The sequence below is a fragment of the Vibrio sp. ArtGut-C1 genome (assembly GCF_002105475.1).
In the GTDB taxonomy this organism is placed as follows: domain Bacteria; phylum Pseudomonadota; class Gammaproteobacteria; order Enterobacterales; family Vibrionaceae; genus Vibrio; species Vibrio diabolicus.
On record NZ_NCTH01000021.1, the window covers coordinates 25711 to 43186 of the forward strand.

Annotated in this window: 12 protein-coding genes and 3 pseudogenes; 7 read left to right on the forward strand and 8 right to left on the reverse strand. The window is 40.0% G+C overall.

Translation table 11 applies throughout. From position 1 onward, the window contains the following. The first annotated feature begins 317 nt into the window (after positions 1 to 317). From B7360_RS16825 to B7360_RS16840, 3 genes are all read left to right on the forward strand, one after another. Positions 318 to 2972, forward strand: a complete 2655-nt coding sequence (locus B7360_RS16825) for a DUF2235 domain-containing protein (RefSeq protein WP_254048131.1) — start codon at positions 318 to 320, stop codon at positions 2970 to 2972. Next, complete coding sequence (locus B7360_RS25030) at positions 2962 to 3615, forward strand: hypothetical protein (RefSeq protein ID WP_085344060.1); 654 nt, start codon at positions 2962 to 2964, stop codon at positions 3613 to 3615. The genes B7360_RS16825 and B7360_RS25030 overlap by 11 nt, the downstream gene beginning before the upstream one ends. 545 nt (positions 3616 to 4160) lie before the next feature. Then, positions 4161 to 4427: a hypothetical protein gene (locus B7360_RS16840; protein WP_005379032.1), complete on the forward strand. Its 267-nt coding sequence runs from the start codon at positions 4161 to 4163 to the stop codon at positions 4425 to 4427. 231 nt (positions 4428 to 4658) lie between these two features. On the opposite strand, the gene B7360_RS16845 is transcribed toward B7360_RS16840, so the two are convergent. Next, the gene (locus tag B7360_RS16845; RefSeq protein WP_085344062.1) at positions 4659 to 5120 is read right to left on the reverse strand and encodes a hypothetical protein; all 462 of its coding nucleotides are present in this window, start codon (positions 5118 to 5120) and stop codon (positions 4659 to 4661) included. An 88-nt stretch (positions 5121 to 5208) separates the two neighbouring features. After that, a pseudogene (locus B7360_RS25035) lies at positions 5209 to 5544 on the reverse strand (integrase core domain-containing protein); the annotation flags it as partial. A gap of 19 nt (positions 5545 to 5563) precedes the next feature. Here B7360_RS25035 and B7360_RS25280 point away from each other — a divergent pair. Continuing rightward, a pseudogene (locus tag B7360_RS25280) lies at positions 5564 to 5913 on the forward strand (helix-turn-helix domain-containing protein). Positions 5914 to 5937: 24 nt separating this feature from the next. On the opposite strand, the gene dinB reads toward B7360_RS25280, so the two are convergent. The 5 genes from dinB to B7360_RS16880 form a co-directional block, all read right to left on the reverse strand. After that, positions 5938 to 6990: a DNA polymerase IV gene (gene dinB, locus B7360_RS16860; RefSeq protein WP_085344063.1), complete on the reverse strand. Its 1053-nt coding sequence runs from the start codon at positions 6988 to 6990 to the stop codon at positions 5938 to 5940. A 179-nt stretch (positions 6991 to 7169) separates the two neighbouring features. Next, positions 7170 to 8534, reverse strand: a complete 1365-nt coding sequence (locus B7360_RS16865) for a site-specific integrase (protein WP_085344065.1) — start codon at positions 8532 to 8534, stop codon at positions 7170 to 7172. 1 nt (position 8535) lies between these two features. Beyond that, entirely contained in the window at positions 8536 to 9060 is a 525-nt protein-coding gene (locus tag B7360_RS16870) for a hypothetical protein (protein WP_085344067.1), read from the reverse strand. An 11-nt stretch (positions 9061 to 9071) separates the two neighbouring features. Further along, positions 9072 to 11495: a hypothetical protein gene (locus B7360_RS16875; RefSeq protein ID WP_085344069.1), complete on the reverse strand. Its 2424-nt coding sequence runs from the start codon at positions 11493 to 11495 to the stop codon at positions 9072 to 9074. Further along, positions 11489 to 13828, reverse strand: coding sequence for a hypothetical protein (locus B7360_RS16880; RefSeq protein WP_085344071.1), 2340 nt, complete (start codon positions 13826 to 13828; stop codon positions 11489 to 11491). Before B7360_RS16880 ends, B7360_RS16875 begins: the two co-directional genes overlap by 7 nt. Before the next feature lie 138 nt (positions 13829 to 13966). Between B7360_RS16880 and B7360_RS24660 the strand changes: the two are divergent. After that, a pseudogene (locus B7360_RS24660) lies at positions 13967 to 14137 on the forward strand (DNA polymerase IV); the annotation flags it as partial. On the opposite strand, the gene B7360_RS16885 reads toward B7360_RS24660, so the two are convergent. Beyond that, the gene (locus tag B7360_RS16885) at positions 14134 to 16059 is read right to left on the reverse strand and encodes an ATP-dependent DNA helicase RecQ (protein WP_085344104.1); all 1926 of its coding nucleotides are present in this window, start codon (positions 16057 to 16059) and stop codon (positions 14134 to 14136) included. The pseudogene B7360_RS24660 and the gene B7360_RS16885 sit on opposite strands and share 4 nt — an antisense overlap. Before the next feature lie 76 nt (positions 16060 to 16135). On the opposite strand from B7360_RS16885, the gene B7360_RS16890 reads away from it, so the two are divergent. Together B7360_RS16890 and B7360_RS16895 are read left to right on the forward strand one after the other, a co-directional pair. Then, complete coding sequence (locus tag B7360_RS16890; RefSeq protein WP_085344106.1) at positions 16136 to 16615, forward strand: GreA/GreB family elongation factor; 480 nt, start codon at positions 16136 to 16138, stop codon at positions 16613 to 16615. Positions 16616 to 16676: 61 nt separating this feature from the next. Continuing rightward, positions 16677 to 17420 (forward strand): YggN family protein, encoded by a 744-nt coding sequence (locus B7360_RS16895; protein WP_085344072.1) that lies wholly within the window; start codon positions 16677 to 16679, stop codon positions 17418 to 17420. Positions 17421 to 17476 lie beyond the last annotated feature (56 nt).

A 17476-nucleotide genomic window follows, 5' to 3' on the forward strand; every position in this document is an offset into this window, starting at 1 on the left:
GAGTACATGAAGCCAACATGAGAATTATTTGTGCAACAAGCTACGGTCATAGTTAGCCGACTTTTGCACAAATATAGCTAATGTGAAGAGACAAAGATTTCTTCATTAAAAGGTGGTTTTGAATTGATATCGTCTTTGTACCAAGGCTATTTAGGGATTAAAGACCATCAAACATTCTGTAAATGTGCACAGAGCTTGTCTTTTTTAGTTAAAATTCCTAAGAAATCAGGCATATTGCATAGCAAAACAATTCACTTGCTTACTGTGTGATTTATGCACTGTTGGTAAAATGTACTTTTGAGTTGAAAGTATATGATATGCCTATAGAATTCCCTAAGCCGAAACGGTTAACAAGCGCTGGATATGCCCCAGTTCAGGATGATGTCCCTCTTGCTCCCCCAACTCCAACCCCAGCGCTCGAACCTGAGCCTGTAGCGGGGTTTGAGTGCCGTATTAAGATCTATGCACCAAAGTCCGATCTGTCTAGCCTGAAATTAGGTGTCTTCTCTCTTAGTAAATCTGATAATGAGGAGAGCGTTAGACGCTGGCGCTCTGAAGAGGCGCTAGACTCGGCAAGGTATACCGTGCTGACTGGAGAGTGTCATGTCGAAGAGCCAAAAAAACTGACTCATGAGTTTCATCAGAACTTTGGCATCAGCACATCATTTGACGTTACGCCAAGATCTGTCGGCTCGGTGTACTTTAATGCTGAGTTTATACCATTGCTGCCATCTCTAGAGACCGAGTCTAAGTTAGGTTGGGCTTTACATGGCTTCTATTACTACTTCTACGAAGGTAAGTTGTTGTATGAACTCGATATACTCGGTGACGGAAAATGGGGATGGCGTATTACTCAATCTTCATCGTTTGATGGTATATCTAGCACCCCTGTAAGCGATCATGTTTTTAGTTCTCTACTGGTTCCTGTTAAAGTTGAAGGAAAAGAACCAGAGAAACAACACATACTCTATTCCCGTGGTAAGTTGACCAACGAGCAATTGAGCGAAGTAAGCATGGCTTGGCTCGATGAAAATGCGACACTGATTGACACAGCTCTACTTGTTTCTTCTTTACAACAGCCTCTTCTACCAAGGGAAGCACCTTCTGACATCAACGATACCGCTGCCAAAGAAATTCAAACGCATAAAGTGAATATGAAGGATAATGGACAGCATGAAAGTTGGAGTGACATTGCAGGGTATTACGACCTTAGCCCGAAAGAACTCCTCAAATTAAATCCATCATTCGAACAAGCTCCGATGGCTTTAAGAGCTGGCGATGTTCTTATTGTTGAAAAATCGGATGTTGTCGATGAGACTCAAGAAACCAAAGAATCTCCCTCTCCGTTAACGGAGATAAAAGTTGGCGAGAGCTATGTATTAGGTAATACATGGGGGAGGTACAATCAGCCACTGCTTTCTCCGTCAATGAAACACATCTTTGAGCTTCAAGGTATTTCTCAGACAACACCAGTCCTCAATGTAAAAAAGGTCGAAGAAAAAATACTACGGATTGGGGTGTTCTTTGATGGAACTGGGCAAAACCATCTGAATGATCTCTACAAAGAAATACGTGGGGTAAAATCGCGCACCAATGTGGCACGGCTATTTGAAATTTACCCATTAGATGATAATTCTAATGCAATTTATGTTGCTGGAGTTGGGACCGTGGATGGAGCCTGGCAAACCCCAACCTTAATAGATGAAGGAAAAGATGAGGTCGATCTAGCTCAGGCGTTTGGTGTCAGCCCCAATAATTTAGAGAAAACATGGACGTTCGTTGATACGGCTTATAACCTTGTCGCTGATGATACAGGGGCATTTTATAAGTGGCAAAATTGGACAAAGCAATATTTTAACATTATCCAATCCTTAAAAGATAACCAATCATTTCAGGGGATAACACACATTGAGTTCGATGTATTTGGTTTTAGTCGCGGAGCGGCTTTAGCTCGTCACTTTGTTAATGCCGTTAAAGATGGATTACCTGACTATAACAAGCCGCGTGATGGTGAAGCATTCGGTGAAGTTTTCCCGAACTTATTAGCCCACCAAGATGATATCAGTAGCCAACCTAAACATGGTTACTATCCTGACGAAACACGTACCTGTAGTGTTCGTTTTGTCGGATTATTTGATACCGTAGGCTCGTTCTATCTAGCAGGAAACAACGATGAAGGCAATTTTGAACTAGGACTTGATACTAGTTGTGCGGAGCGTGTATTCCAGATAAGCGCCCATCACGAATACAGAAAAAACTTCCCTCTAACGTCACTGCTACCTAGCGATGGCATTCTACCTTCTAACTTTTATGAGGAGGTGTTTGCTGGCTGTCACACAGACATTGGTGGCGGTTATCCTTCAAAAGAGCAGTATGCAAAGCAAGGTTTACCTGAAAGGTATGGAATGCCTCTGTCTGCAACTTATAATCGTGAGTTAATAAAAACAGAATCCATAAGGGAAGATATACAAGCACAACAGAATGTTTATGGAGCCGCCGCATACAGTGATCGCCTACACAAGCAAGCTCAAGATGCTTGGAATTTGGAATGCAGAACTAAGGGTTTATATGGTGTTGTGACACTGGTGAATGGCATCCTTTATTATTACGAGTTACAGCCTATTAGCAATGCTCTTTCGGCTTTGCCATTAGAAAGAATGAAACAGCAGGCAGAGGTTGCAGGTGTTAATTGGGATGACGAAAAGCTCGCCTATCAACAAGATTTTAGCCAATTGACAGGAAATGATGTGGCTTTAAAAACGTTGAATGAAAAGTTATTAGCTCAACCGTTAGGAAGCATTGCACCGACACATTGGCAGGGTGAGATTAGCCAGTATGGAAAGGAATGGATACATCGCCCTCATGATGCACTTATCAACGCAGGATGTGAGACTGCAATGGATAGTCTTGTTAATGCGGTCACGAAAGAAGGAAACCAACTCAAGCGAGTAGTATTTGATAATGAAGTATAGATTTTTAATTGCTGTAAGCATGTGCTTTTTACTTAATGGTTGCTTTGAGAGCAAGCCAGTTTCAGTTGCGAGCATTGGCAATGCAGGGTCTTTAAGCGGTCCTCATTTTATTCGTGATATGTGGGTCAGTGATATCTATGGTGGAGGTGCAAACTTTGCTTATGGGAGCGTTCAGGGCTGTTGTAAAAGTGCAAGCATTGGCATTGGTATCCCTAGCGCCATAAAAGGTGAATGGGAAAATGGAGTTGGTGGCGGCTCATCCCGTGAAAAGTGGCAAAAGCGTTGGAAGCCCGAATGGGGTAATTTCGATGAGAATTATGATACTAAATGGTTTCGAATTGATGATGTGATAGACAGTGAGCTTGCCAAGCAAAAAATAGAAACAATGAACCATTACTACAAGAACCATCATGCAAACCCCGTCATGAAGCTTCTTGTTAATGATGACAAAGTTATGCTTCTGTATTCTATCTTGTGTGTTAAATCTGCAAATGATGACTGCACGGTTAACGAAGGTGCAGATCCTAATGGATGGATAGTCCCTTCCCCGAATAGACACCCTAAAAGCGTCGCTGTCGTTACCGTCTTATATGATGGTAAAGGAGAAGTGTCGGGCAAACCATTTAAGGATAAGACACCTTAATGCGGTCTAGAGTATAGCAATAGCTGCCCTAAACAACTTTAGCCCACTGCTTAAAATTAAGGCGTGGGTTTTTCCCAATTTTTCGGTAATTTTAGTTTTATTAGGAGAAAATTTTGAGGATTGGCATTAAAACAGTGATTATACAAGTTTTTGCTCAAATTGGATCATTGTTTTTTGCAAATGCTGTGAACTATGGAGAGCCATTCAAGTTGGCATTATTAATTCTATTCATCATATCTTGCTACAATATAAATACGATATTCGAAGCTAAAAATACAGTGAACATTATAGAGAAAACGGTATTTTGCTTATCATTGCTAAGTTCTTGTTTCGTAGGCTTTCTTATATTTTTCATCCACGCAGTCTCAGTCGTAGGCTGGAGATAAACCTAACAAATAAGGATACTAGCCCTGCTAGTGTCAGACATGCGAAGACATACCAACGAGCTTGCTCATTTCTGCCCCTTTGCTTGTTTCAGAGCTAATTTCTAGCTGCTCACTATGCTATAAATTATCTAATGTCATTTTTGAATCGAGAAGTAAGTTATGAGTAAAAAACTGCTGTCAGAAAAAGACCTTTTAGAAGGATTAACAAGTCATACTGCGCACACCGATGAATTCGTGACTACAAGTGAAAAAGATTGGGGGGCTTATTCGGAAGGTGCGGATAAGGCGGATATTGACTTTCTAGTTGAACGACGTGATGTTTTTGACTCTTCCCGAATTGAATTTGAGGAAGATGAACAAGACCGAGAACTAGTTAAGCAAAGAGAAAACTCCCCAGAAATTGACGTTGATATTGATGAGTTGTGAACCAGTATGTTTGTGTTTCGGAGTTAATCACCAGAATCAAAAATGCCCCAAGTGTATCAACTTCTCATTTGTTTGAATTGCCACCCGACCGAAAAATAACAAAAGTTAGATTTAGCGATGATATGAGCGTAAAAGCTACGCTTTAGTCACTTAAATTGGATCATTTAGGGCTGGATCTATACGAACTAGCTAAAGCGCAGAGTAAATATTTAATAGTAACTAAGAATAAGTCTAACTGTTCTTTGAGAGATCCAGATCTATGGTAGATTGATAGAACGGAGCTGAGTAATCCTGAAAGATATGGTTGAATTGCTCACGGCTATCAAGCACAAAAGCAACTCGAACGTGGTCTAGGTTGTATGTCGTCAAAACAGAGCGTAACCAACCCGCCAACGAACTCTCCAAAAGCGCTCTACAGCCTACGAACCACACCCATGTTTGCTGATCACTTCGAATAACATCTAAGATTTCTGACTTGTATCGATAACCATCTCCCATTGAAGTTAGGTCGATGTACACAACATTAGCACCCAGTCCATGGTTAATGCGATTGTACGTATCTTGAAGTTCTTTACCGCATTCACTATCAAATGTGTGAAACCTCATCACGCCCAACTCCCAATAGCCGTGTATTAAGCGTTCTGGTGTACCTACAGGCCAGCTATCAAAGGTGTATAAATTATCTTTACGCATCTACGAAACTTATTGTTATGAACGGATTAGAGAAATGAAGCCCAATGGTTGGACACATAAGCCAATATCTTAAGTGATTGACACCAGCTCATGCAGCGTATCTCTGTCTGTCAAAGTAGACTTAATGAGGGTGAGGTCATTGAGTACTTGGTGTTTATGCTCCTCATTATAAAACACCATGTAGTGCCCGATTTCAAGCTCTGCTTTACGGGGTGTGCTGTAAGCTTTTAAGTAAATCTCCTCGTATTACAGACTTCTCAATAGCCGCTCAATAAAAAGATTGTCAATCCAGCGACCTTTTCCGTCCATGTTGATCCATATTCCCCTGATTGAGCAACTTCTGTGTGAACTCAGTGCTAGTAAACTCGCAGCCCTGATCGGAGTTAAAGATATCGGGTGGTCCGTAGTATTGGAGCACCTCTTCGAACAAGTATGAAACATAAGTGTCAACAGACAACCCAATCCCAAAGCGCCTCAAAGAAGCCCGAAAGAAAATGAAAATCTCCCAAAAAAACTTGGGGATTAGTATCGGCATGGAATCTGGTACAGCTAGTGCCCGAATGAATCAATATGAAAAGGGGGGGGGCACACTCCGGATGTGCGGACACTCAAGTTGCTGGCTAAAGAACTCGGTGTTCCTTTGAATTATTTCTTCTGTGAGGATGACTCTACTGCAGAGATAGCTACCGCTATTTCAACACTATCTGAAGAACAGAGAAATCAAGTGCTTAATTTTATTCATAGTCTTAAAAAGGAGATGAGTTCGAAGATTAACATAATGAAATATAAGTAAAGTAAATGTGAAAATGAGTTCTCGCTAGAATAAAGTCATTTGGTCACTGTCTTTCTCTGTGTTCAAACTAACAGAGATACCGATCAATCTGATACCGCGATTTTGTTGCCTTTCTAAGCCTTCTTTCAGCAATTCTAAGAAGTAACCTTTATCTAATTGCAATTTTTTGTGTTCGACAGTGGTTTGCTTGAAGTCCTGAAACTTTAGTTTTAACCCTTGCTTGATGATGTCGTTATCATGTGAGGCTTTTTGTAGCCTTTCAACGAGCTTTGGATAAAGCATATCAATCGCTTCGATGCATTCTTGTTCCGAATAAATGTCAGTTTGAAAAGTTCTTTCTACACCGACGGACTTTCGAATCCGGCTTGTTTCAACTTTACGGTTATCTATGCCATGGCATCTTTCCCAAAGGACTTGGCCGAATTTACCAAAATTATTTAAAAGAACATGATGATCACATTCTTTGATGTCTTTACCATTATAAAGATCAAGCTTATGCAACTTCTCTAACGTTACCTTGCCGACACCTGATATTTTTCCTAATTCAAGTTGTTCAATAAAGCTGTCTACTTGATGCGGCGGAACAACGCAGATACCATTGGGTTTATTAACATCAGATGCCACTTTAGCAATAAACTTCAACGGAGCAACTCCTGCACTTGCAGTCAGATTTAGCTCGCTCCAGATTGCTTTTCTAATATCTTCAGCAATCAAGGTGGCAGAGCCTTGGAAAAGCAGAGAATCAGTGACATCAAGATAGGCTTCATCTAGTGAAAGTGGCTCGATGAGATCAGTATATCTAGAAAAAATGTCATGAATCTGTTTGGAAACCGTTTTGTATTTATCCATGTTGCCGGGGACAACGGTTAACTGGGGGCATAGTTTTAGAGCTTTAGCGGTAGGCATAGCAGAGTGCAGACCAAATTGTCGAGCTTCATAGTTGCATGTTGAGAGAACCCCTCGGCCATACTGGGAACCTCCAATTGCGATAGGGATTCCTCGCAGTTCGGGGTTGTCTCTTGCTTCGACGGCTGCATAGTAACAGTCAAGATCTATATGGATGATTTTCTGTACCAAAACAATTAACCTAACAGATTCAAGGCAAGAATCACCAAAATTATTTTATTAAACCTGACCAATTAGCTTGGTGTTTTGGTGAAGTATTATTAAACCTGAATTATACGTTATGGCTGTTTAAATATACAGTGGTTTGAGGTTTGATCATCTTTCATCGGCATGGGGACGATAAATCAAAGTTATGTATTCACGCATCTATCTATATCATGCTCAAAGCTATTAAGCATTTCATCTAAACGTAAATCGTACTCAACGCGTGTTAGCTCTTTGCTTTGGTACATGCTTCTAATATCGGAAAGTTGACGTTTCATAAGCGTTACGCTGTTTTTTAATGAAACGGCGTTGTACGTTTCTGTATAGCCGTTAATTTCTTCAAACACTAAGTCGATATAGGAATCCAATGAACTCAGCATTGTGTGACCAGTCCATTGCTGTAGCTGTTGTTTGAATGCTTTTGTATTCAGTAAGTGCTTACGAAAATCATCCTTGTTGTTTATCTCATTATGAGTAAGGATCATATCTTTCAACTTGTCGGTAATAAATGCATGTCTCCAAAGGTGAGCATGTAATTCACCTTCTATACCTATCTCTTTTTTCCACGCATTTAAGTAAGTACCCCAAGTATCTGATGAAAGTGATAGCCCATTGTTTAAGTTAATGAAAAGCATGTCATGCTTTACTTTTTTCTTTTTCATCACTCTTTTTCTAACTTTGACATACTGAGAAATGTAATCCAGGACGATTTTTGGCACGGGAATATAGCGAGTCGTTTTATCATCCCTTCGTTTTAATGTATGTACCTTAATGTTGCCAGTTCTCTTGGCTTCTTCATAATCAGAGAGTGTGATCATGTGAAACTCTGTAATTCTGGCACCGAGCTGTTCCATTGTTACGTACATCGCTTTATCCCGAGTACGTTTGTCCCTTCCTGCTGGTTGAGACATAAGGTATTCCCATAGTTTTAAAGCATCATCAGAAGATACTGGATGCCTTGACTTGATCGGATCCTTGTTTGGTATGCAAGGGTGAGAAGTCTTGATACCTTCTTTATATCCCTTTTGTCCTTCGATTTTTATTTTGTATGGTTTTTCTATCGTTTGTATAGCGTTGGCTTTATCACTTCCGATGAAGTTAGTTAGATCATGGAACGCCTGTACAAACTTGAGAAAGTCTAGACATCGTTCAGCAATATCAACGACTCTATTGTTCTCTCTTTTTAACTCGCCTGTTGGTAACATTTCGGTTTGTAAATTCTGAACAAAGAGCCTGAACAAAGCATCGGTAAGTTGGTGAAAGGAGTTAATCGATGGTTGATTTTCAACAAAGCGGATAAGATGGATGATTAACCCTGCTTCTTGTTTTAATGTCGAACTTGCAACTTTGTCTAACAACCGCTTGTGAACATACATATTTGCTTCATAGCATGGGACATGGTTACTCCATGTAAAGTATTGTATATCTATGGGTTTATTGATGACCAATGTATCATCGAGAGGACTAACATGACTCCATAATTCAAAGTCTTTTAACTTACGATAGGGCATGTTAAAGCTCCCCATTAAGAGTGTAATTTAGTTTCGTCTGTACTTCTTTATTAAACCTGCGATAAAGTTCCTTTCTTTCTTCTACAGAGCCATCATTTTCTGCGAGTTGTTTAAGCTTAGAGCGAAGATCACTTATCATTGTTGTGAGTATGAAGTTACTACGTTTGGCAATATCTAACTCATCTTTTAACTCATTTACTGTGTATCTTAACCCCATTTTTGTTTGCTTATTTGGCTTTTTGCCTTCAATAGCACTTTCAATTGCAGTCTTGGCATTTAAACGTAGCTGATCTAATCCCAAGAGAAAGCCTCGCTCCAAAAGCTTGTCGGAGGTGGTTTTGAGCGTATTTAAAGAGCAGGAGCAAATTTCTCGTGCCTCATTTTCGTATTTAGCAATGCCACCTTGAGAATTTAGTGTTTTAATAAGATTTTCATCGTCTTTAAAATTATCTGGTTTATCAATTATTTCTTTTAGAAACTTGACGGTGTTTAACACTTTTAATTGATTGATTTCTTTAGCTTCCATCGTGGTCCGCCTCAATTTTTCTCATTGAATGTAAGTACTAAATTGAATGTTTTTTTTGTACTTCCCTCTGAATTTGTCACGCTAAAAAATTCAGGCTCAAGAGAGATAGTTTCATCATCTAGTAATTGGAGAATTTCATTTTCTATTACTTGCTGTTTTTCAATTTGACTAATGTGAGGAACGGTCTCGTAATCATCTTCGTAAAAGTCATCAGCTGTATTGCTGAGAGAGTTGATCATCACTTCAGCGTTTTCATTACCAGTTAAACGGGTAGCGAGGAGTTTACGAAGTGTTCTGAGTTGTTCGGTATCGAGCTCATTAGCTGTTTTGTCGATAACGCTACTAGCGAGAACACTGGCTTTTGCACCATTTAGTACCGCACCGGTTTCTGACTCTGAAATATAGTGGTAGAGGTGTTCCATATCGGTGTGACCCAACATCCAACGAAGTGCATCCAGGCTTTCTTTTTTCTTTGACCAAAAGAAAACCAGTGCGAAGAAGCGTCTAAGTTGGTGCTGACGGATGTAATTCCGGCGGTATTTGCCATTGTCCATTAACACTAAATCCGTTTCCAGGTAATCACAAAGGGCATTATAGTGCCCATCGAAACTCTGTGAGGTCACCTTAGTGAGAGTACAAGACTTAGACTGTAGGTAGTTGAAAAGTGATAACTTACCTTTGTTTAGTCCTGCATTTTCAGCCTGTCTATTAAATTCTTCTAGTCTCCAAATAAATTTTGCAATAGAGAGCGGAATAGGACGAGTGATGGTTTTATTTTTCCCTTTGTTACCTGACTTTTTAAGTTTGAATTGTAAGCTGTACTTGGGGGCGATTAATCCATCTTCCCCTTTTTCAAAAAGGCATTCATTTTCACCACTAGTAAAAGGATTTTTGTTGGGTACCAAGTTTCCATATGGTTTGAGAGCAATCAATTCATCTTGTCGTCTAGCCATAATTGCACCAACCAAAAATTGAATAGAGCCTTGCAATACGTCGAACAAATCAAACAGGCTCTCATTGTCTCTAATTCGTTGATGTCGGTTAGGTGTGTTGATTTCAAACGCATTAACCTGTTTGATGCCTTTTTTTAACCACTCACTGCTGACGCAGTTAATGGCTTTTGTATTGAACCAATGGCTTCGCTCAGTACCAGACATTTCTCCATGGATAGCTTCATCGAACAGTCTATTTCCATTGTGAGGTTTGTGCTTATTGCTATTTTTGTATGCCGATTTAGTTTTCCCTTCTTGTAGTGCAATTAAACATTGAACTAGTAACTCATCTTGGTTTTCTTTCGTAAATGTATAGCAGCAGTCAATTAGGTTAAAAACAAATGAAGGGGATAAGGTTCGAGTACGTTTTGTTTTTTTTAGCCTCACGCCTTTAATATCATTAATGGTTTCAACCGTGAGTGTGTCTGGAATAACATTCGGGGTGCAGGCATCTTGACGGTCTAGGTTGGTATGTATCAGTTTAAGAACTGAAATATAGCGTCTTAAACCAGAAATATTAATGCCATGGTTATTGTCTTTGTTGTCAATAGTTTTATATTCGGTTGTTATACATTGTGGTTTTAGATGAAATTCAACAAAGTTAGATATTCTGATGTCATCAGATAAACATTTTTCACCTAAAACAAGGCTACCTAATACTGCTCCATTGCCATTATATTTAGGCATGTTTTGATAAGTTCGGTAATATCCTTGCTTAAATAGCCATGCACTTGCTTTTTGCCTGTTATTGGGATTGATATAAATATCTTCTGATGCCAGCGTGGAAGTTAGGTAAGGGTATTGTGCGACGAATTTTTCGCATTCTTCGTCGCTGATTGTTTTTGAGCCATTATCAACTAGTTTTTTGATCCTATCTTCAAATCTATAAACACCTTCTGTTGCACCATAAGTAGCCATTTGAGTGAAAATAGTCAGCCAAAAGTTGGTATCCACAAATAATAGTTGATATTTTGCTAATTGAAGTTCTTTCGCATGCAGCAAAATAGCATTGATTAATCTGATAACATAGTAAACTTTTGTTAATATTGTTTTGGATGCCAAATCTACTTTACCGCTGTTTTCTAATGGGTTAGCTGTGGCAGTTATCCAATACTTAAAGGCGTTGAGAAGCTTGGAGTGTTTGGGAGCTGTGAGCTTTTCTCCATCATCAAGAATAACAGTATTCCATCGAATGAATTTTGGGGTGTCTAAGAGGGTTAATTTCCAAATCGGTGCTTCGAATTCTGAATCTAGCCATGAAGGTAAGCGGTCATCGTAGTCATAGATGCCGGTATTGTGGTTTGTAACTATCCTTAACACTGTAAAATCACTACTAGCAAGAGATGCTTCGTAGACGCCTTTAAATTCTGTTTTTGAAAGGGAGCTTAATGAGCGCTCTTCAGCTTTGATATCTTCAATCAGTTTTAGATGATACTTTAGCATGTTAACGCCCTCATGATTTTACTGCTATCGATAGGATTAGCTTTGGCATCTTCTAACATCTGTTTATAGTCTTCTTCTTCCTTGTACATGTCAGTTTCAAGGGATAAAAGGATGAATAATGCACATTGATACCAATGCTCAACAACTTCTTTTAATTGAGTTTTTGTGTCAACTGTCTCCACTATCGTTCTTATAGTAATCAGAAGTTGCAGTAATGCTGTACTGATGGTGAAAACCACCCCATCCAGTGCACTAATAACATCTTTAACTTGTGATTGATTTTTCACTTCGAGACCTAAGTGAAATGGAATGTCACTAATACCGTGATTCACAAGGAATTCAGAGATGTTTTTTTCTGAGATATCAATGGCATCTAAAAGATATTGAGAGTCCTTCATTGCCTCGAATAAAATAGCATTCTGAAATTGCCGTATAACTCGATCAATAAAAAAGTCCATAAGGGGCTTCGGAAGATAACTGCCTTCTAACAACTTTAAATTAATTTCTTTATGCCCTAATGCTCTGGCGACAGCACTCATGGATTCGGTTTCCAAATAGATTTGTAACCCTCGGTGCCGGCGTAGTGAACGAAGTGAGAATATCTCAGAGATAACATTGATATCGCCCTGATTAAGTACATTGTTATTTGGTAAGTATTCGTTGTTCTTTAATTCGTGGTAAAATCCCGGGTCGAGACTTAACGAGTTATTTAAATTTGAGTACACGATTGCTTTATTATGTGTCGCAATAATGATCATCTTACGCCAGTTTCTATCGCCAAGTGACTTCAGGCGCGTTCTGGCTATAGCTGTGTGCTCAATTAAAAAGTCAACTATAGCCTTCGTATCTTTATTTAGAATAACCTCTTGTTGAGCAAGTGTTACACCTCTTCGTTTTTTGAGTGATACCGCCACCCACTGATTGCCAACTTTCTTAAAACCAACTTGACGGCCTTTTTTATCAAATAATTCCCACTCTTGAAACCAACTTGGAGTTATTTTGGGGTGGGCTAATATTAGTAGTGATAAGATAGCATTCATTGTCGTTCTGGTAGGGAGTGCTAATTCTTTAGCAAGTGTTTGAGCATTGCTGTCTTTGAACCCTAAAAATTGTAAATAGTGAGAACTGTCCGCGCCAATACCGTGATGGTAAAAAGTAGTAATGGTGTTTTTAAGATGTCCAAGGCCTATCGGGAATCGAGTACCATGGGTTGGGTTTATTAATGGTTTAATATTACCTTCTTGGGTATAGCTTACATTACGAGTATGAATGGTTTTTGTTTGTTCAAAAATATGAGCGCATACGGTTTTTATGTGGTTTAAATCTTTATTTAGTCGTAAGTGAATGGTATTAACTGCTTCTTCATCTTTAATATGCAGGTCTATATCTTCAAACCAGCGTTGAGATTCTTTCTGTGTTGCGTTACCACCAATACTGAATGATAAGTCGTCATTTACAGGCTCTTTCCATGTTGGAGTTAAGAACGGCTTTAAAGGTGCATCAAAAATCCCAGTTTGTATAAAACATTGAGAATAAGTGTTAATAGCCATGAGCCACTTCGAATAGAATGTTTTTTCATCGTTACCCAGAATTTTTACCCTAGCGAACTGGATATCCATAATTTCAGCGAAGTAAGTTTGTGCATTCTTAGTTGATAATTTGACGTTTAGTTCTTCAAGCGTCTGGTTTCTATGCAGGGTAAATCCATACAAAATATAGGAACAAAGCCCAGATATTTCAGTTTTCAATGAAGAGCTCGTTGTTGTTAACCCATAGTTCTTTAATGCAATGTGGATTTTTTTAGTAAAATCGGCACCATATCGACAAAAGATGGGATCTAGATTGACTTGAAGTTCCTTTCCTTCTTTTGATTTTATTGCCCAGCCATCTAGATAATTTAATTTTTTATTATCTAGAGGAGTGTGACGATATAAATCAATACATTCTTGCGCATCACCTGTGATTTTTTTCGTGCTTAAGTCTATTTTTTGGAAACTAAGATCTAGGGATAGAGCCATATGACTAAAGATTTTATTGGCATACATTGCCCTGCGATACGATGTCATTAGAGATGCATCTGCTTCTGCGTAGATGAAGCCAACGAAAGTTCGAATGTGGATATTAAATGATTGACTATCATTTAATATGCGCAGACTAGAAAAGTTTTTACGTTCGGACTCCGTGACTAGCGTATATGCTGCATAAATATTCAATATTTGGTTGCGATGATCCTCAAGTATATTGGCTTCTACAAAGGGAGTCAGGTACTGAAAGTACTCACTAGAGCGAATAGTTTGTAATTTTGATAACGAGTTGAGAATTGAAGTATTCATGTTTTTCCCATAACTACTGTATATAAAAACATGATATGGGGTGGTTGATAATTGTCAATAGATAAAATAGGTTTTTTGTTGTTCTTTATCTTTATATAACAACTACTTATTATAATATTGATAATATTATAATGTTGGGAATATTGGAGGACAACAATTGAGCATATCCATCCGCAATTAGAGCTTGAGGACTTCAAGATCTTGCTAAGAGATATTCTTAAGCGCCAAAACGGACGGGAAATACGCCTTTTAGGCTTGAACGTGATGCTCAAGCCCGAGAACCAAGCGCGTCAATTGAGCTTTTTCTAGGCTCTTACTGCTTCTACCTGAGCTAATACTTGTTCAAAGCTTGTGTTGGCCATCGCACCATAACCCGCCAGTTTTGAAGCTTTTAGCTGGCTAATTAAAGGGGTACTAATTCCACACAAGAAGCGGGCGACAGCATCATTGCTGATAGCTGAAGGGGAGAGCTGAATAAATTCCTGCACCCACATTGCTACTTGAGGTGGCTCAATATCCTCACCTTGTGGTGTTGGGAACGAAGCGACTTGACCACGACACACGGAGCAGTGACCACATTGCTCTGGTGCATTGTGATCAGCAAAGTAGTTCGCCAATTGTGAGCTCAAACAGTGCTCTGACTGGAACAAGCGCAGCATGGTGTGAATTCTTTCGATATCTTTGCTTTCTTTGGATTGGAACAGTTCATACAGTTGTTGGATTAAAACATCAGAACTCTGTGTGGTTGGCAAAACAGAGTACACATCGGTCAGTTGTTTGCTCTCTAGCTCTATCCAACCATTCTGGTGAAAATAGTCGAGGGCTGCGACAACTCGGCTGCGTTCCGATTGATAGTTAATCCATAACGCTTCTAGGTCAACTTGGCACCACACTTTGGCTTTTTGCGAGCAGGAGAAAATAGCCTCCACGAATTGACGTCGCTCGCCTTGAAATTGATTCACAATAAATTGCTGATCGTGCAAAAACTTAAAGCGATATTCCGCAAAGTAACTGTATTTTGCTTCAATGAGTTTATGTAGCTCCAAATAAACCAACAAGGTTTTGAGTGGCAATTGGCGGATATTACTTTCACGCGATAAACGCAGTGGCACTACCTCCCATTGTGGAGCATGTTCTTTCGCTTGCTCGACTACATAGTTAATCGAGGTTAGTTCAGGTGTGTCACCATAGACAAAGTTTTCCAACACCGTTAAGCCGGACGTATTGCCCAGCAGAATGCACTCAGAACGTTGCCCGTCCCTGCCTGCACGTCCAATCTCTTGTGCGTAGTTCTCGATCGATTTGGGTAAGTCGAAGTGAATGACGCGGCGGATATCAGATTTATCGACCCCCATACCAAATGCAATCGTGGCAACAATACAGTCAATTTGGCTATCCATAAACTGCTGTTGGATTTGTTCACGGATGTCGCTTTTCATACCTGCATGGTACGCGTGAGCATTAATGCCAATATGGATTAGTGATTTTGCTACTTGCTCTGCTGTCTGCTGTTGTGTCACGTATACGATAGTCGGAAGCTTAGGAGAAGAGGCGATGATTTCACTTAGCTTTTCTTGTTTCATTGCTTCCTCGCACGGGATCACCGAGATATCTAGATTGGGGCGGTAGAAGCCTGTAACGGTAATATGTTCACTGGCAATATCGAACTTTTGTTTCATGTCTTCAATAACTGCGGGCGTTGCTGTTGCAGTGAGAAGCAAAGATTGTGGAATGTTCAGTTCACGTTGATATTGCGGTAGCTTGAGATAATCAGGGCGGAAGTTATGTCCCCATTCGGAAATACAGTGCGCTTCATCAACCACCATCAAAGAGATCGGTACTTGGCGAATGAACTCACGAAAACGCTCGTTTTTTAGGCGCTCAACAGAAATCATCAATATTTTGATCTGTCCATTTTTTACCCCTGCCATGACGCGTTGTGACTCTTCTCTGCTTTGACTGCTATCGATAGAAGCGGCCGGGATCCCTTTACTTTGCAAAAAGTTCAGCTGATCTTTCATTAACGCCAACAACGGCGAGATCACCAACGTAAGATTGGGCAATACGGTTGCTGGCAATTGGTAACAGAGAGACTTACCCGAACCTGTAGGAAAGATGGCCGCAGCAGAGTAACCATTCATAACCGCTTCAATTACGGGTTGTTGACCTTGGCGTAATGAGTCAAAACCAAATACGGATTGAAGTGTTTGATGCAGCGAGTCACTTTGCATAATAGGGAAACCTTTCTTTGATGGTAAACTTAGGTACATTAACACACCCTGAGTGCCAAACGCGCGTCCTAAAAGTATGAACAAAGCTGACTTAGTCCAAATTATCATCCAACATCTGGAAGAAAAACTTCAAGTGGCCCATGCATCGGCTCAGCGAGCCATTGATGCCGCGACAGATGAAGAAACTGTTCCCGAGCATAAGTACGATACGTTAGCACTTGAAGCCGCGTATCTTGCTCATGGACAAGCCATGCGAATCCAAGAGAGTGAAGACGAGATGCGTCAATATCGCGCTCTAGTGACTCGCGACTTTAAAGGCGCACCTGTTGGTGTAGGTGCTTACGTCGTTCTCGCAGATGAGAATTTGCTTGAAAAGCACTTCTTTGTAGGCCCTTGTTCTGGTGGTCTGACTGTTAAATATCAGGCTCAGGAAGTTTTTGTCTTAACAGCAAAATCTCCTCTTGGTCGAGCGTTATTCGGGAAAGAAGAAGGCGATGAGATTGATGTAAAAATAGGAGATAAAACAACTTGTTACGAAGTCGTGACGGTTTGCTGACATCTCATGTATCACTCAGTGTTATGTTTAACACGAGTAATGTTAAATAAAAGAGAATGACATGAAAAAGCTTTTTACACTCTCATTGCTGATGGTCAGTGCTACTGGTTATGCAGCGCAGTGTCGAGTGGACATCAATAATGAAGTCCGTATGGATGGGCAAAGCTTGGAAATTCGCCAAACGACGGGTGACAAAGCGGTTGTGGATGAGGATAACAACCTCTTCATCAAAGGTGAGCTAATTGAACTCAATGCCGACCAGAAAGCGGCAATTGAAGACTATCACGAAAAAATGAACGCGTATATTCCACAAGCAAAGCAGTTGGCGAGTGATGGTTTAGCGCTTGCAAATGACATCATCGATGATGTCGCGGAAAGCCTAGACGCACCTGGCGCGTTTGATAACGTCAAAGTCGCAGTACAGGACTTTTTCGCTGATGTTGAATCACGTTACTACAAAGATGGTGATTTCATTCTACCAGCGGAAAGTTTTGAGTCCATGACACAAGGGTGGACTGAAGACTTTGCAAAAGCACAAGAGATCTTCAATAAAGAGTTTTTAGCGAGTTCGTTGGATGCTTTATCGAAAAAAATGAAGGAAGAGGGGGGAATAAACCTCACTGCATTATCGGAGAGTATGGCTGAACTCAGCGCGAAAGTAGAAGAGCGTTTAGCTGAGCATTCGAAAGAGGTAGAGCAACAAGCAGAAGACTTGTGTGACTCGTTGGATGACATGGCAGGGCAAGAAGACGATTTGTTGAAGAAAATCCCTGAGCTAAAAGATTACCGAGTATTTACGATTTAATTACCCTTCAAAAAGTAGAACTCAATGGTATAAAGAAAGAGAGCACAATTGTGCTC